This is a genomic window from Pseudomonas sp. DF11 (genome assembly GCF_058148565.1).
This window is the reverse complement of sequence record NZ_JBYVYN010000004.1, coordinates 210456-227281: the sequence shown is the minus strand read 5'-3', so window position 1 is coordinate 227281 and position 16826 is coordinate 210456. Positions and strand designations below refer to the sequence as shown.

Here is a 16826-nt window from a genome sequence, read left to right as displayed (position 1 = left end):
AGCCCCGCTTCCTTTCAGAAGCGGGGCTTTTTGCGTATCAGGCCACTTGCGATTGTACGCTCACCGGCTGTAACGGCAGCAGCGGTGCATGGGGATCGGCCTTGACCGATTCACGCCACGCCGCCAGCCACTCGGGATGCGCCTCGCTCCAAACCTGCTCGTGCAGGCGGGACAAGGCCACCGGATCGCTCAGCAGCGCCAGTCGCTCGGCGTTGCTGAGACCGGCAGGACCGGCCTTCAAGGCGTGACGAACGCGTTCGACCCGCAGCCATTCAATCGGCTCGGCCTGGCCGTGACGCGAGGTTGCCAGGGCATACGCCAAGGCGTTCTGTTGTGGATCGACCACCGCCCGGATGAAACCGTCTTTCAACGCGTGCCAACGGTTTTCATGGGTGTACTGGTCTGTCGACAGCAGTTCCTGCGGCGGTGCGTATTCCTCAGGGATCAGGAACAGGCTCTCATCGCGGGATTTCAAGCCCAGGCCCACGCGACTGGAGATCACCGATACCGGGATCGACAGCATCAGCGAACCGACGATCGGCACCAGCCACCACAGGAAGCTCGGGTTCAGCCAGATCACCAGCAAGGCCCAGAAGAAGCCCAGCAGGGTCTGCGGACCGTGGCGCTTGACCGCTTCGCTCCATGGCGTGGAATCGTCGTCACGTTGTGGCGAGTTCCAGGTCGCGGCCCAGCCCAGGAACGCGGCGAGCACGAAGCGGGTGTGGAAAATCATCCGCACCGGCGCCAGCAACATGGAGAACAACATCTCCAGCAGCATCGACAGCGTCACCTTGAACTTGCCACCGAACTCCTTAGCACCCTTGGCCCAGATCAGCACGATGCTCAGCAGCTTAGGCAGGAACAGCAACACGATGGTCGTCGAGAACAAGGCGATGGCCTTGTCCGGATGCCATTGCGGCCACAGCGGATAAAGCTGACGTGGTTCGAGGAAGTATTGCGGTTCCATCAGCGTGTTCACCGCCAGCAGCGCGGTGGAGAGCACCAGGAAGAAGAACCACAGCGGCGCCGACAGGTAGGACATCACGCCCGTCAGGAACACCGCACGGTGCACCGGGTGCATGCCCTTGACCAGGAACAGCCGGAAGTTCATCAGGTTGCCGTGGCACCAGCGACGGTCACGCTTGAGTTCGTCCAGCAGGTTCGGCGGCAGCTCTTCGTAGCTGCCCGGCAGGTCATAGGCAATCCACACGCCCCAGCCGGCACGGCGCATCAGCGCAGCTTCGACGAAGTCGTGGGACAGGATGGCACCGGCGAACGCGCCTTTACCGGGCAACGGCGCCAGGGCGCAGTGCTCGATGAACGGTTTCATGCGGATGATCGCGTTGTGGCCCCAGTAGTGGGATTCGCCCAACTGCCAGAAGTGCAGGCCGGCGGTGAACAGCGGACCGTACACCCGGGTGGCGAACTGCTGCATGCGCGCATACAGCGTGTCCATGCCCGAAGCGCGTGGCGCAGTCTGGATGATACCGGCGTCCGGCGTGGCTTCCATCAGGCGCACCAGGCTGGTCAGGCACGTGCCGCTCATGACGCTGTCGGCGTCGAGTACGACCATGTACTTGTAGTCGCTGCCCCAACGACGGCAGAAGTCGTCGAGGTTGCCACTCTTGCGCTTCACGCGACGGCGACGGCGGCGATAGAAGATCTTGCCGAAGCCCCCGGCTTCACGGCAGACGTCCAGCCAGGCCTGTTGTTCGGCCACGCAGATATCGGTTTCGTTACTGTCGCTGAGGACGAAGAAGTCGAAGCGATCCAGGTCACCAGTGGCGGCCACCGACTCGAACGTCGCGCGCAAACCGGCAAATACCCGTGGCACGTCTTCGTTGCAGATCGGCATTACCAGCGCGGTGCGGGCGTCCTTGGGAATCGGCTCATTGCCGGCGCTGGCGCCAGAGATCCGGTACTTGTCGTGGCCGGTGAGCAATTCGAGGAAGCCCATCAGCGCCGTCCAGAAACCTGCCGACACCCAACAGAACAGGATCCCGAACAGAATCAGGATGCTGGTTTGCAGCGCATACGGCAGCACTTGCGTGGCAGTCTGCGATAGCGGTTGGTGCAGGACTTCGTCCAGATCCACCAGCGACCAGCCCTGGTACGGCATGATGCCTTTCATGTACCAGCCGGCGACGATGGTCTGGCCGAGCATCAATATCAGCAGGATGTAGCGACGGGTCGAACCCACGGTGCGCCAGCGTGCATGAGGCAGCACGCGCTCATCCTTGGGCGGCTTCGGCGGGTTGGTACGACCGGTCAGGCGCCGCCAGGCGCGCACCAGGATATTGGTGCGCCACGGCTCCGGCACGACCTTGGTCCGACGGATCGGCGGCGTCGCCTTGAGGCACACCCGACCACTGGCGTCGAGCCCGAGCATTTCGGCGTCCTCGAGCTCTTCGGCGGTGCTCAGGGTCAGTCGGCGGCCTACCGAGGCTTGCGCCGCCTCGGCGGGTGCGTCGAAAGTCGAAGACGACAGGCGTTCGTGCAATTCGCTGAAGGACTTGCAGCCCGCCAGTTCGGCGCGCTGCTCGTCGGTCATGGGCAAATGGGCCAGGTACTCGCTGAGCGTCTCTGGCTGTACTGGAGTATTACTCATCGGCTGGCAACTGATAGCTCCAGGTCTCGGTCAGGACTTGTTCAGTCGGTTCCGGTTCCTGCGGGGTTGGGGTCGGTTCAACAGCAGCATCCGCCGCCTTGACGGCTTTGGCTTCGTCCTTCGCTTTTTCTATCGCGAGTTCTTTTTCGGTCTGCTGGCGGGCGACTTTGTCGGCCTTGGCCAGGGTCGTGGTCACGGAGTGCGAAGCGGCCGGGGCTTCGACAGGCGTCAATGGACGCACCAGCGCCGCACGCATTTCGGTGGCTTGTTTCGAGTCCTTGATCTTCAACCGCAAGGTCAGGCGCCAGCCCTTGGTTTCCGGGTTGTAGCGCACGCTATTCTCGACGATCTCGCCGTTTTCGCCGACGCTCACCTGGCTACGCACATCGGCGTCTTCCGGCAGGGCTTGCAAGGACGGGCCTTCGAAATCCACCAGGTAGGCCACGCTGCCATCCGGCTGACGGATCAGGTTGGATTGCTTCACGTCACCGGTGGAACGCAGGGTCTGCTTGACCCAGGCACTGTCCGGCGAGTGCAGGCTGGCCTCGTCGAGGGTCCAGTGCAGGCGGTAGCTGAAGTCCAGCGGCTGGCCTGGCTCAGGCAGTTTTTCCGGGCTCCAGAAGGCAACGATGTTGTCGTTGGTTTCGTCGGCGGTCGGAATCTCTACCAGGTCGACGGTACCCTTGCCCCAATCGCCTTTCGGTTCGATCCAGGCACTTGGGCGCTTGTCGTAGCGGTCGTCCAGGTCTTCGTAATGGCTGAAGTCACGGCCACGTTGCAGCAGGCCGAAACCGCGCGGGTTTTCCACCGAGAAGTTGCTCACGGCCAAGTGCTTGGGATTGTTCAGCGGGCGCCAGATCCACTCGCCATTGCCGGCATGGATCGACAGGCCGCTGGAGTCATGCAGCTCGCGACGATAGTTCAGCACCTTGGACGGCTGGTTGGCGCCGAACAGGTACATGCTGGTCAACGGGGCCACACCCAGCTTGGTCACGCGGTCACGCAGGAACATGCGCGATTTCACGTCGACCACGGTGTCGGTGCCCGGACGCACGGTCAGGCGATAGGCGCCGGTAGCGCGTGGCGAATCCAGCAGGGCAAAAATCACCAGGTGCTTGTCGGTCGGTTTCGGACGTTGGATCCAGAATTCGCGAAAGCGCGGGAATTCCTCACCCGATGGCAGCGCGGTGTCGATGGCCATGCCCCGAGCGGACAGACCGTAGGTCTGGCCTTTGCCGATGACGCGGAAATAACTCGCGCCCAGCATGGTCATGATCTCGTCCTGCTTGTCAGCCTTGTTGATCGGGTACAACACGCGGAAACCCGCGTAACCCAGCTGTTCAGTGGCCTTTGGATCGAATTTCACATCGGCGAAGTCGAAGCGCGACGGGTCGTACTTGATCTCCTCGACGGTCGTCGCGGTGATTTCGTTGATCTTCACCGGCGTGTCGAAATGCATGCCCTGGTGATAGAAGGACAGCCTGAACGGCGTCTTCTGGTCGGCCCATTCGGCTTTTTCGGTGCGGAAACGGATTTTTTGATAGTCAGCGAATTTCATCTCGCGGAATTCGTTCGGCAGATTGCTGCGCGGGGCTTCGAATTTTTGCCCGGCCAGTTCTTGGGCCTTCGCCGATACATCATCCAGGCTGAATGCCCACAGTTGGCCCGCGCCAAACAGGCACAGCAGGGCCGAGCCCGCTACCAGAGCGTTTCTAAACCGTTTGGCAGTCATTTTTGGTGCATTACAGGGACTAACAATCACGAGCAACCCTCGCCGAAAACAGATCAAAAAACCAACGGCCAGATAAAGTATCCACACGGTATCGGCATTGAAAAACCGATCCTGCAGACCACTCTTGCCAAGTTGGCGAGCATTGTTCCGACTCCGGTGGAAGAAAATGATTCCCCAAACGGACCAGGACAAGTCTCTACCTAAGTCAAATGGACCAGCGAACGCTGGTCCCCCGTAGCGCGCGATTATCTAGTAGCCCGCGTGACAACGCATCAGGGATAGCAAAGTATTTATCGAGAAAACTCCCCGTCTGGCCTCGAAACAGATCCGAAAAGATGTTTCAAACGCTTTCAGGCCTGTAACAGGAAGGTTACCGGGCCATCATTGACCAAATGCACTTGCATGTCGGCGCCGAATCTACCTGATGCCACAGTGCCATGCACCTGTTTCGCCTGGGTTACTAGATAGTTGAACAACTCTTCTCCCAGGGCCGGAGGCGCGGCTGTCGAAAAACTCGGGCGCAAACCGCTTTTGGTGTCTGCCGCCAAGGTGAACTGCGACACCAGCAACAACCCGCCACCGACATCTGCCAGGGACAGGTTCATCTTGCCGTCGGCGTCGCTGAATACACGGTAGTTAAGCAGCTTATGCAGGAGCTTGTCGGCGCTGGCCCGGGTATCCCCGGGCTCGACGGCCACCAACACCAGCAAACCCTGATCCACTGCCCCGACGATCTCGCCTGATACTTCGACCCGTGCGCCGCGAACTCGTTGCAACAACCCCTTCATGCTTCTTCAGGCGGCAGGTCGAGCAGGCGCCGGGCCATTTGCGCCGCGGCGCGCACCAGGGCGTCGGTGATCCCCGGCTCCGAAGCGGCGTGGCCGGCGTCGCGAATTACCTGCAGTTCGCTGTTGGGCCAGTTCTGGTGCAGCTCCCAGGCATTGTCCAACGGGCAGATGACGTCGTAGCGGCCATGGACGATGACGCCTGGCAAATGGGCGATCTTGCCCATGTCGCGAATCAACTGGTTAGGTTCGAGGAAGGCATTGTTGGTGAAGTAGTGGCATTCGATCCGGGCGATCGACAGAGCCCGCTGCGGCTCGGAGAAGCGATCGACCACCAGCGGATTCGGACGCAGGGTCGCGGTGCGACCTTCCCAGGTGGACCAGGCCTTGGCCGCGTGCATCTGGGCGATCTGGTCGTTGCCGGTCAGGCGCTTGTGGAAGGCGCTGAGCAGGTCGTCGCGCTCGTCCAGCGGGATCGGGGCGATGTAGTCCTGCCAGTAGTCGGGAAACAGGCGACTGGCGCCAGCCTGATAGAACCACTCGATTTCCTGCGGACGGCAGAGAAAGATCCCACGCAGGATCAGGCCATGCACCCGCTCCGGGTGGGTCTGGGCATAGGCCAGGGCCAGGGTCGAGCCCCAGGAACCACCGAACAGCACCCATTTTTCGATACCCAGGTGCTTGCGGATGCGCTCCAGGTCTTCGACCAGATCCCAGGTGGTGTTGTTCTCAAGGCTCGCGTGGGGGGTGGACCGCCCACAGCCACGCTGGTCGAAGGTGACGATGCGGTACAGGTTCGGGTCGAAGTAGCGACGGCTCTGTGCATCACAGCCAGCCCCCGGGCCGCCGTGAATGAACACCACTGGCAGGCCTTCCGGGGAACCGCTTTCATCGACGTAGAGCGTGTGGGTGTCATCGACAGCCAGATCGTGCCGGGCATGGGGTTTGATCTGCGGGTACAAAGTCTGCATTGCGCGCTCCGTAAGGGGTCGAGTCATCCCTGTGGGGACTTCTATTTAGTCTGCCGTCCGGCATCATAAACCCGAATTACCTTAATGAGCATGCCCCCTGCGCAGTCAAAGCGTGTCAGCCAGGTACGCCAGCAGCGTGCGATACATCTGATCGACCTCCGGCACCAGACCCCGACCGCGCAGGCAACCATGGACCAACCCTTCGCCGACATACAGCACGGCATCCACCCCTGCGGCGTTCAGCCGCTCGCTGTAAAGGGCGCCATCGTCCCGCAGCGGGTCCCATTGCGCCACGACGATCAACGCCGGCGGCAAGCCGCCCAGGTGCTCGGCGAGCAACGGCATGGCGCCGGGCGACGGCGCGACACCACCCAGGTAAAGCGCGTGATAGCTGTCCAGGTCGTGGCTGCTCAACAGCGGCGCATCGGCATGTTCGCGACGTGACGGCAGAGGCGCCGGGCCAGCGAGCGCCGGGTAAATCAGCACCTGGGAACGGGGCAACGGTTGCCCGGCATCGCGCAGGGCCAGGCATAACGCAGCGGCGAGATTGCCACCGGCACTGTCACCGACCACCAGCCGGCGACGCGGGTCGATGGCAAACGGTGCGGCTGCCAGATAGCGCCACACGGCAAGGCAATCGTCCAAGCCTGCCGGAAACGGATGCTCTGGCGCCAGCCGATAATCCACGGCCACCACCAGCGCGCCCAGGGTGGCAGCCAGCTCCATGCAGATGAAGTCATGGGAGTCCAGGTCTCCCACCACCCAACCACCGCCGTGCAGATAGAGAATGCACGGCCAGCCTGCGGGCGGCGCTGCACGCCGTGGGTGATAAGCACGTACGCCCACACCGGCCCACTCGAAATCCTCGATGACCAGCGTTGGCGGATATGGCGGGGTGAACGCCCGGCACATCTGGCTGTAGGCCTGGCGCAAACCGGCGAGGCTGTCGTCCGGGCTGGTGAAGCTCAGGGTTTTGTCGATGAAGGCTGACATCTGTTCAGAGAGTGGATATGAGGCCATGAAGAACACCACCTATTGAAATGTGGGAGCAAGGCTTGCCCGCGATGGCAGCGGTACATCCAATAGTTATGTCGACTGATACATCGCTATCGCGGGCAAGCCTTGCTCCCACAGATAAATCACTCCACCACAGATGAATCACCCCGCCACAGCCAGGTAGGTCAGTTCTTGAGACTGGCCTGCACCGCCGCCACACCATCCTTGCCATCGAAGCTGGTGACGCCGGCCAACCAGCGCTGAAGGTCCTCGGGATGATCACGCAGCCATTGCCGGGCGACGTCCTGGGGTGTCTTGCGCTCCATGATCGGCACCATCAACTGGCTTTCCTGGGCGGCGGTGAAGGTCAGGTTCTCCAGCAAGCGATTCACATTCGGGCAGCGCTGGGCGTAGTCCGGCGCAGTCACGGTGGAGACGGTCGCCGCGCCTTCGTTCGGGCCGTAGACGTCTTCACTGCCGGTCAGGTAGGTGATCTTCATGTTGATATTCATCGGATGCGGGGTCCAGCCAACGAACACCACGAACTCCTTGCGATTCACCGCCCGCTGCACCGCCGCCAGCATGCCCGCCTCGCCGGATTCAATCAGTTTGAAGTCCTTGAGGCCGAAGTGGTTGGTTTCAATCATGGTCTTGATGGTGGTGTTGGCACCGCTGCCCGGCTCGATGCCGTAGATCTTGCCGCCCAGTTGATCCTTGAACCGGACGATGTCGGCAAAGGTCTTGAGCCCCGCCGCCGCCACATAGTCGGGCACGGCCAGGGTGGCTTGGGCATCGGCCAGGCTCGGCTTATCCAATACTTTCACCTGGTTGGCCGCCAGGAACGGGGCGATGTTCTTGTCCATCGCCGGTTTCCAGTAGCCCAGGAAGATATCGAGGCGCTTGTCGCGGATGCCGGCGAAGATGATCTGTTGCACCGCGCTGGTCTGCTTGCTTTCGTAGCCCAGGCCCGTGAGCAGTACATCGGCCATGCCGCTGGTGGCGATCACGTCGGTCCAGTTGACCACGCCCATGCGCACGGTCTGGCACGACGCCGGCTCGGCGGCCATCGCCCCGCCGCTCAAGATGACGGTACCGCAGAAGATCGACAGACAGCGTTTGAACAGTCTTTTCATCGAGAAGGTCTCGTGCGGCAGCGATTATTGTAGGTCGGTGTCTTGGTGCACCGTGACCGGAACATTACGCAGCGTCGAGGGGCCGAAGATGAACTGTGGCGACGCGGTTTTGCACGGTGGCGACCGTTCCTCTCCGAGGTTCAAGGACAACACAACACTGTGGCGAGGGGATCTGTGGGAGCAAGGCTTGCCCGCGATGAAGACACCGCGGTTCCCCTGAAACCGAGGCGCCTGTATCGCGAGCAAGCTTTGCTCCCACAGATGACGCCCCTCGCCACAGAGGAATCGCGCAGGTGTTTATTTTTTGTAAGCCTGCTGCCCCCACGCCAGCAAACCTTCCAGCAATTGCTTGAGCACCACTTGGGTCGGCTCCGCCAGATCCGCACGGTAGTTGAACGGTTCGAACTCTTCCATGTAGGTGCTCTGGCACAACTCCAGTTGCACCGCGTGGATGTCTTCGGCCGGGTTGCCATAGTGCCGGGTGATGTGTCCGCCCTTGAACCGCCCGTTGAGCACGTGGGTGAATTGGTCGTGGCGGGCGCAGATGGCTTCGAGCTGGCTGGCCAGGGTCGGGTCGCAACTGGCGCCGTTGAACGTGCCGAGGTTGAAGTCCGGCAGCTTGCCGTCGAACAGGTGCGGGATCACCGAACGGATCGAGTGGGCGTCGAACAGCAAGGCATAGCCGAACTCGGCCTTGAGCCGCGCCAGCTCCTGCTGCAGCGCTTGGTGGTACGGCATCCAGATCTGTTGCAGATACGTCGCCCGTTCCTCGGCCGACGGTTCCAGCCCTTGGCGAAACAACGGCACGCCATCGAACAGCGTCGCCGGGTACAAGCCGGTGGTGGCACCGACGTACATCGGTTTGTCGTCGGAGGGGCGGTTCAGGTCGACGACGAACCGTGAGTACTCCGCGGCCAGGGTGCTGGCGCCCAACGCATTGGCGAATTCATAGAGCCTGGGGATGTGCCAGTCGGTGTCTGGCAGGCTCTGGGCTTCGGGGATCAACCCGGCCTTCACCGCCGGGGTCAGGCGCAGGCCGGCGTGGGGCATGCTGATCAACAGCGGTACGCGCCCTTGCTTGAAATTCAGGACCTTCTCCACAACCGTTCTCCTCAATCGATTTCTGCGCCGTGGCGCACGACGCGTTTTTCCAGATCGCCACCAAGCCAGTACGCCAGGTCAGCCGGGCGGTCGATGTGCCAGGCGACAAAATCCGCCGCCTTGCCGGCTTCCAGCGAACCGTGGGTGTCCGCCATGCCCAGGGCCTGGGCCGCATGAATGGTCACCCCGGCCAGGGCTTCTTCCGGGGTCATGCGAAAACAGGTACAAGCCATGTTCAACATCAAGCGCAGCGACAACGCCGGCGAGGTGCCGGGGTTGAGATCGCTGGCCACGGCGATTTTCACCCCGTGCTTGCGCAAGGCATCCATGGGCGGCAGCTGGGTTTCGCGCAGGAAATAAAACGCCCCGGGCAACAGCACCGCCACCGTGCCGGACTCGGCCATGGCCTTGGCGTCTTCCTCGGTCATGAACTCCAGGTGATCGGCCGACAGCGCCCGGTAACGCGCCGCCAGGCTGGAACCGTGCAGGGACGACAACTGTTCGGCGTGCAGCTTCACCGGCAGCCCCAGTCGTTGCGCAGTGATAAACACCCGCTCGACTTGCGCCGGGGAAAACGCCAGGTATTCGCAAAAGGCATCCACCGCATCCACCAAGCCTTCGGCTGCCAGGGCCGGGAGCATCTCGGTGCAGATGTGCTCGATGTAGTCATCGGCGCGATCTTTGTATTCCGGTGGCAAGGCGTGGGCCGCCAGACAGGTGCTGCGCACGCTGACCGGCAGTTCGGCACCGAGGCGACGGATGACCCGCAGGATCTTGCGTTCACTGGCCAGGTCCAGGCCGTAGCCGGATTTGATTTCCACCGTGGTCACGCCGTCGCGCATCAGGCTTTGCAGGCGCTTGGCGGCACTGGCGAACAGCTCTTCTTCGCTGGCGGCGCGAGTGGCGCGCACGGTGCTGGCGATGCCACCGCCGGCCGCCGCGATTTCGGCGTAGCTGACGCCTTGCAGGCGCTGTTCGAACTCACCGCTGCGGTTGCCACCAAACACTGTGTGGGTGTGGCAGTCGATCAGCCCCGGGGTGACCCAGGCGCCCTTGAGATCGTTGACCGCCGGGTAGTCACCCGTCGGCAATTCGACACGCGGGCCGATCCATTGAATGTGCTCGCCCTGGGTGACGATGGCGGCGTCTTCGATGATCGAGTAGACGCCCTGGGCCATGGTCGCGGCGTGGCAGTTTTGCCAGAGGGTTTTCATCCCGAGTCTCCTCGTCTCATTCAAAATCGATTCGCGAGCAGGCTCGCTCCCACAAGGACTGCGCAGAACCTGTGGGAGCGGGCTTGCTCGCGAAGACGGCGGCACATTCGACATTGATTCAAGCTGACCCTTCGCTTTCGCGAGCAAGCCCGCTCCCACAGGTATCGAGGCTGATCAAACATCGTGTGTGCCTGCTTGCGGTAAGGCCCTTACAGGCTCGGCAGCAATTGCGCCGTGACCAGTTCATTCAGGCAACGACTGGCCAACAACTCGCTCGCCGCGTTGATGTCCGGCGCAAAGAACCGGTCCTTCTCATAAAACGGCACGTCCGCACGCAAGAGCGCGCGGGCCCGCTCCAGCTTCGCGGAGGTCTTCAAGCCGCCACGCAGGTCCAGCCCCTGGCACGCTGCCAACCATTCCACCGCCAGAATTCCACGGGTGTTCTCGGCCATTTCCCACAAACGCTTGCCAGCGGCCGGGGCCATGGAGACGTGGTCTTCCTGGTTGGCCGAGGTCGGCAGGCTGTCTACCGAATGGGGATGGGACAGCGCCTTGTTTTCGCTGGCCAGGGCGGCAGCGGTGACCTGGGCGATCATGAAGCCGGAGTTCACCCCACCATTGGCCACCAGGAACGGCGGCAATTGCGACATGTGCTTGTCCATCATCAACGAAATACGCCGCTCGCTCAGGGAGCCGATTTCGGCGATCGCCAGGGCCATGTTGTCGGCGGCCATCGCCACTGGTTCGGCGTGGAAGTTGCCACCGGAAATCACGTCACCCTCGGCGGCGAACACCAGCGGGTTGTCCGACACCGCGTTGGCTTCGATCACCAGCACCTCGGCAGCCTGGCGGAACTGGGTCAGGCAGGCGCCCATTACTTGCGGCTGGCAGCGCAGGGAGTACGGGTCCTGGACCTTGTCGCAGTTCTGGTGCGAATCGGAGACTTCGCTACGTTCGCCCAGCAGGTCGCGATAAGCAGCGGCGGCATCGATCTGGCCTTTCTGGCCTCGGGCGGCATGGATACGCGCATCGAATGGCGAGCGTGAGCCGAGCACCGCTTCCACCGTCAAGCTGCCCAGGGCCAGGGCACCGGCGAACAGGTCTTCGCCTTCGAACAGGCCACGCAGGGCAAACGCGGTGGACACCTGGGTGCCGTTGAGCAGCGCCAGGCCTTCTTTCGCCGCCAGGGTCAGCGGCGCAAGGCCGGCCACTTTCAGCGCTTCGACAGCCGGCAGCCATTCGCCCTTGTAGCGGGCCTTACCCTCGCCCAGCAACACCAGGGACATGTGGGCCAGTGGTGCCAGGTCGCCGGAAGCGCCGACCGAGCCTTTCAGCGGAATGTGCGGATAGACCTCGGCATTGATCAGCGCAATCAGCGCATCGATCACCTGCCGGCGGATCCCGGAAAAGCCCCGGCTGAGGCTGTTGACCTTGAGCACCATGACCAGCCGAACCAACGCATCGCTGATCGGCTCGCCCACCCCGGCGGCATGGGACAGCACCAGGGAGCGCTGCAGGTTTTCCAGGTCTTCGCTGGCGATGCGGGTCGAGGCCAGCAAGCCGAAACCGGTGTTGATGCCGTAGGCGGTGCGGTTCTCGGCCAGGATCTGTTCAACACAGGCGACACTGGCCTCGATCTGCGCCGACGCGCTGGCGTCGAGGCTCAGGGTCACGGGGTGCTGATAGATGTCACGCAATTGAGCCAGGCTCAATTGGCCGGGAATCAGGTTTAAGGCAGTCATGTATTGCTCCTTTTGAGAGTTTTGTTTTCACCCGCCAGTCGCTCCGGAATGTTCCGTTATCCGTCACCCTCGCCTTTTGGGCGGTGGATGCCTTGGCACGCTGGCGGTTTTTTGATCAATTCAAATTCGGTAAAGCGTTGTACAGCACGGCTGGATCTTTAAGCAGCGCGGCGGCGCTGGCGATGTCCGGCGCCAGCCAGCGATCCTGGTCATAGGCCGGGACATGCTCGCGCAGCAGTTTCCACGCAACGTCGGTGCCGGCACCGAAGCGTTGCGTCTTGAGAAATTCAAAGGCCTGGGCCGCCAGCAGGTATTCGATGGCGAGAATCTGCGTGCAGTTTTCCAACGCCCGATGCAGCTTCAGGGCGGCGTTGGTGCCCATGCTCAAGTGGTCCTCTTGCAGCCCTGAAGTGACGAAGTTGTCGAGCACCGCCGGTTGCGCCAGTTGCTTGTTCTCGGCGCACAGCGACGCTGCGACGTATTGCACGATCATCATCCCCGAATTCACCCCGGGGTTGGCCACCAGAAATGCCGGCAGGCCGCTGACGTGGGGGTTGATCAGACGATCGAGACGGCGCTCGGCGATGGAGCCGATCTCAGCCATGGCGATCGCCAGCAGATCAGCCGCCAGCGCCACCGACTGACCATGGGGATTGGCCTGGGACATCACTCGGAAGTTTTCCGGCGTGCCCAGCAACAACGGGTTATCGGTGGTGGCGTTGAGTTCGGTTTCGATCTGTTTGCGCGCATGCTCCAACTGATCCCGAGCGGCACCGTGCACTTGGGGAATCGAACGGATGCTCAAGGCGTCCTGGGTGCGAATGCCCAGGCTCGAGGCGATGACTTCGCTGCCATCGAGCAAGGCCCGCAAGTTGCCCCCGACTTGCTGCATGCCCGGGTGCGGCTTGAGGGCGATGATCTCGGCATCGAACGCTGCGATCTGTCCGCGCTGGGCCTCGAAGCTCATGGCACCGATCACATCGGCCCATTGCAGCAACCGCGTCGCATCGGCCAGGGCCAGGCAACTGAGGCCGGTCATGCACGGCGTGCCGTTGACCAGGCACAGACCGTCCTTGGCCCCCAGTTGCACCGGCTGCAGGCCTTCGGCAGCCAGGGCCTGCTGCGCCGGGACTATTTGCCCGCGATAGCTGACATTGCCCACGCCCAGCAGCGCGATGCTGATGTGGGCCATATGGGTCAGGTAGCCCACCGAGCCTTGGGACGGCACTTGCGGTGTGATGCCGCGATTGAGCAACGCCAGCAAAGCCTCGACTACTCGGCGATGAATGCCGGACTTGCCCTGGCTGTAATTGAGGATGGCGGCGCAGAGAATCGCCCGGGTCTGTTCATCGGAAAGCGGCGCGCCGACGCCACAGGCATGGCTGAGCAGGGTGTTGCGTGACAGTTGACTGAGTTGTTCGTCCTTGAGCGAGACATTGCACAAGGCCCCCAGGCCGGTGTTGACGCCGTAGGCGCGCTCGCCGCTTTCGACGATGCGCTGGACGATGGCCTGGGCATTGTCGATCCGTGCCCAGGCCTGGGCCGATAGCTCAAGCTCGGCACCGAAACGGGCGACGGCGACCACATCCTGCCAACGCAACGGGGCATCGGCGATTACGATTTTTTCAGCCTGGGACATCTAAAGCCTCATGCGCATATAAGTTGCCAAAACATTTGTGGCGAGGGGATTTATCCCCGTTGGGTCGCGAAGCGGCCCCAATATGTACCATCCGGTTGTGTCAGGCCGACTCCCTTGCCTGGTTTGAGGCTGCTACGCAGCCCAACGGGGATAAATCCCCTCGCCACAACTGCGTCCTACCTCAAACCACCGCCGCCCTGCGCTGCACGAACCGATCGACATACTCATCCGCCGGCGAGTGCAGGATCTCCCGGGGCGTGCCGACCTGGATCAGTTTGCCGTCCTTGAGAATCGCGATGCGGTTGCCGATGCGCACGGCCTCGTCGAGGTCGTGGGTGATGAACACGATGGTCTTGTGCAGGGTCTTTTGCAGCTCCAGCAACTGGTCCTGCATTTCCGCGCGGATCAGCGGGTCGAGGGCGCTGAAGGCTTCGTCCATCAGGATGATGTCAGTGTCCGCCGCCAAGGCGCGGGCCAGGCCCACGCGCTGGCGCATACCGCCGGAGAGCTGGTGCGGGTACTTGTTCTCGTAGCCCTTCAGGCCCACGGTGTTGATCCAGTGCAGCGCCCGCTCGGCGCACACCTGCTTGCTCTCGCCGCGCACTTTCAAGCCGTAGGCGACGTTGTCCAGCACGCTCTTGTGGGGCAGCAGGCCGAAGCTCTGGAACACCATGCTGATCTTGTGCCGACGAAATTCGCGCAGGGCGTCCATGTCCAGTTGCAGGATGTCTTCGCCGTCCACCAGGATCGCGCCGCTGGTGGGGTCGATCAGCCGGTTGAAGTGGCGCACCAGGGTGGATTTGCCGGAGCCGGACAGGCCCATGATCACGAAAATCTCACCGGTGCCGATGCTCAGCGACAGGTCGTTCACGCCGACCACGCAACCGGTTTCGGCCAGTACCTGGTCCTTGGTCTTGTTCTGGCGGATCAGCTCCAGGGCTTCCTTGGAGCGATTGCCGAAAATCTTGAAGACGTTCTTGACTTCGATCTTGCTGATGGCTGCGTTGCTCATTTGCTCACCTCATGCCGAGGACGACCATAGGCCTGGGTAATGCGGTCGATGACCACGGCGAGAATCACGATCGCCAGCCCCGCTTCGAGGCCGCGTCCGACGTTGAGGGTCTGGATGCCCACCAACACATCTTCACCCAGGCCTCGGGCGCCGATCATCGAAGCGATGACGACCATCGACAGGGCCATCATGGTGGTCTGGTTGATCCCGGCCATGATGCTCGGCAGGGCCAGGGGCAGTTGCACGCCGAACAGCTGCTGCCAGCGGTTGGCGCCGAAGGCGTTGATGGCTTCCATCACTTCGCCATCGACCTGGCGAATGCCCAGGTCAGTCAGGCGAATCAATGGCGGCGCGGCGTAGATCACCGTGGCGAAAATCGCCGGGACCTTGCCCAGGCCAAACAGCATCAACACCGGAATCAGGTACACGAAACTCGGCATGGTCTGCATGATGTCCAGCAACGGCATCAGCACCGAACGCAGGCGATTGCTGCGCGCCGAAAGAATGCCCAGCGGAATGCCGATCAACACCGAGATCAGCGTCGCCACCAGCATCAGGGCAAGGGTCTGCATCAGTTTGTCCCACAGGCCTACCGCCCCCACCAGGAACAACAGGCCGACAATCACCGCCGTGGCGACGACCTTGCGGGTGGCGTGCCAGGCAACGCCGCCGACGATGGCCAGCATCAGCCACCAGGGCGCCATGCGCAACAGGCCTTCGAGGTTGACGATGGCCCACAGCAGGGTGTCGGAGATGTGCCGGAACACATCGCCATAGTTGGTCACCAGGGAGTCGACCCAACCGTTGACCCAGTCGGCGATGGAGAAGGTAAAGCTTTCGGGAAACATAAGAGACTCTCGATCAAGTGGATGCAGTGAACGTCCCGGCCAGCCCTGGGGCTGACCGGGGGTATTCGACCTACAGAGCCGCGTCGATTTTCTTGGCTGCGTCTTCACTGACCCAGGCGTGCCAGACTTCAGGATGTTCCTTCAGGAAGATCTTCGCCAGTTTTGGCGACTCGATCCGCTCCTTGGCCATGCGCCCGAGGTTCTGGTTCAGGATGTCGATGGGCAGGTTGACCTTTTCCAGCACGGCCACCAGCTCCGGTGCTTCGTCATGGAAGGTCTTGGACAGGCCGACCTTGATGCTCACGCTCTTATCCACGCCGGGTTTTTCTTCCAGTTTCACCAGATCCACCTGGCCCATCAGCGGCGTTGGCGACCAGTAGTAGAACAGGATGGGTTCGCCACGCTTGTAGCTCGACAGCACCGCCGCATCCAGCGCCGGGCCGGTGCCGGGGCGGAAGTTGGTGTAGGTTTTTTCCAGGCCATAGCTCTTCAGCATTTCGCTGTTGTCCAGCTCGCAGGTCCAGCCGGCCGGGCAGTTATAGAAACGGCCCTTGGACGGCTCTTCCGGGTCCTTGAACACGGCGGCGTACTGGCCCAGGTCGGCGATGTTCTTCAGGCCCGGCGCCTTGGCTTCGAGCTTGCGCTTGGCATCGCCTTCAATCACGTAGCGCGGCACGTACCAGCCTTCGATGGCGCCTACGACCGGGGCACCGACACCGACCACTTTGCCGGCCTTCTCGGCCTTGTTCCAAACCTCGCTGCGGCCGACCCACTCTTCGGCGAACACCTGGATGTCGTTGCTGCTCAGGGCGTTTTCCATGGTGATGGAGTTGCCTGGCAGGCTGTCGGTCTTGCAGTCGTAGCCTTTTTCCAGCACCACTTGCAGGACGTCGGTCAGCAGCATGGCGCTTTCCCAGTTCAGGCCGGCAAACTTCACCGGTTTGCCCGACTCGCACCAACCCGCCGCTTGCGTGGCGCCGGCACTGGCCAGCAGGCCCATGGAAAGCAACGTGGTCAGCAGGGTCTTGTTCGATTTCATTGTGTG

At 62.2% G+C, this 16826-nt stretch carries 13 protein-coding genes; all 13 read right to left on the bottom strand.

The window, feature by feature from the left end:
* Window positions 1–37: 37 nt before the first annotated feature.
* The 13 genes from mdoH to AC30D9_RS14470 all read right to left on the bottom strand — a co-directional run bounded on the left by mdoH (window position 38) and on the right by AC30D9_RS14470 (window position 16820).
* On the bottom strand, window positions 38–2608 hold the full coding sequence (gene mdoH / locus AC30D9_RS14530) for a glucans biosynthesis glucosyltransferase MdoH (RefSeq protein WP_307573606.1): 2571 nt from the start codon (window positions 2606–2608) through the stop codon (window positions 38–40).
* The gene (locus tag AC30D9_RS14525) at window positions 2601–4340 is read right to left on the bottom strand and encodes a glucan biosynthesis protein G (RefSeq protein ID WP_373459231.1); all 1740 of its coding nucleotides are present in this window, start codon (window positions 4338–4340) and stop codon (window positions 2601–2603) included. The genes mdoH and AC30D9_RS14525 overlap by 8 nt, the downstream gene beginning before the upstream one ends.
* 350 nt (window positions 4341–4690) lie before the next feature.
* Window positions 4691–5128 carry a D-aminoacyl-tRNA deacylase gene (gene dtd / locus AC30D9_RS14520; RefSeq protein ID WP_134922492.1) on the bottom strand — a complete coding sequence of 146 codons (438 nt, stop codon included), beginning with the start codon at window positions 5126–5128 and terminating at the stop codon, window positions 4691–4693.
* Window positions 5125–6096 carry a prolyl aminopeptidase gene (gene pip / locus AC30D9_RS14515; RefSeq protein WP_003196909.1) on the bottom strand — a complete coding sequence of 324 codons (972 nt, stop codon included), beginning with the start codon at window positions 6094–6096 and terminating at the stop codon, window positions 5125–5127. The genes dtd and pip overlap by 4 nt, the downstream gene beginning before the upstream one ends.
* Window positions 6097–6201: 105 nt before the next feature.
* Window positions 6202–7116 carry an alpha/beta hydrolase gene (locus AC30D9_RS14510; protein WP_490144270.1) on the bottom strand — a complete coding sequence of 305 codons (915 nt, stop codon included), beginning with the start codon at window positions 7114–7116 and terminating at the stop codon, window positions 6202–6204.
* Between the two features lie 161 nt (window positions 7117–7277).
* Window positions 7278–8225, bottom strand: a complete 948-nt coding sequence (locus AC30D9_RS14505) for a choline ABC transporter substrate-binding protein (RefSeq protein WP_490144269.1) — start codon at window positions 8223–8225, stop codon at window positions 7278–7280.
* Window positions 8226–8522: 297 nt separating this feature from the next.
* Window positions 8523–9326 (bottom strand): N-formylglutamate deformylase, encoded by an 804-nt coding sequence (hutG, locus tag AC30D9_RS14500; RefSeq protein ID WP_490144268.1) that lies wholly within the window; start codon window positions 9324–9326, stop codon window positions 8523–8525.
* An 11-nt stretch (window positions 9327–9337) separates the two neighbouring features.
* Window positions 9338–10540 carry an imidazolonepropionase gene (hutI, locus tag AC30D9_RS14495; RefSeq protein ID WP_490144267.1) on the bottom strand — a complete coding sequence of 401 codons (1203 nt, stop codon included), beginning with the start codon at window positions 10538–10540 and terminating at the stop codon, window positions 9338–9340.
* Between the two features lie 209 nt (window positions 10541–10749).
* Window positions 10750–12282 (bottom strand): histidine ammonia-lyase, encoded by a 1533-nt coding sequence (gene hutH / locus AC30D9_RS14490; RefSeq protein ID WP_490144266.1) that lies wholly within the window; start codon window positions 12280–12282, stop codon window positions 10750–10752.
* Window positions 12283–12397: 115 nt separating this feature from the next.
* The gene (gene hutH / locus AC30D9_RS14485; protein WP_490144265.1) at window positions 12398–13921 is read right to left on the bottom strand and encodes a histidine ammonia-lyase; all 1524 of its coding nucleotides are present in this window, start codon (window positions 13919–13921) and stop codon (window positions 12398–12400) included.
* Between the two features lie 181 nt (window positions 13922–14102).
* Window positions 14103–14933 carry a quaternary amine ABC transporter ATP-binding protein gene (locus tag AC30D9_RS14480; RefSeq protein WP_050586211.1) on the bottom strand — a complete coding sequence of 277 codons (831 nt, stop codon included), beginning with the start codon at window positions 14931–14933 and terminating at the stop codon, window positions 14103–14105.
* A complete protein-coding gene (locus AC30D9_RS14475) occupies window positions 14930–15781 on the bottom strand; it encodes an ABC transporter permease (RefSeq protein WP_109752006.1) in 852 nt (283 codons plus the stop codon). The genes AC30D9_RS14480 and AC30D9_RS14475 overlap by 4 nt, the downstream gene beginning before the upstream one ends.
* A gap of 70 nt (window positions 15782–15851) precedes the next feature.
* Window positions 15852–16820 (bottom strand): ABC transporter substrate-binding protein, encoded by a 969-nt coding sequence (locus tag AC30D9_RS14470; protein WP_307573589.1) that lies wholly within the window; start codon window positions 16818–16820, stop codon window positions 15852–15854.
* Window positions 16821–16826 lie beyond the last annotated feature (6 nt).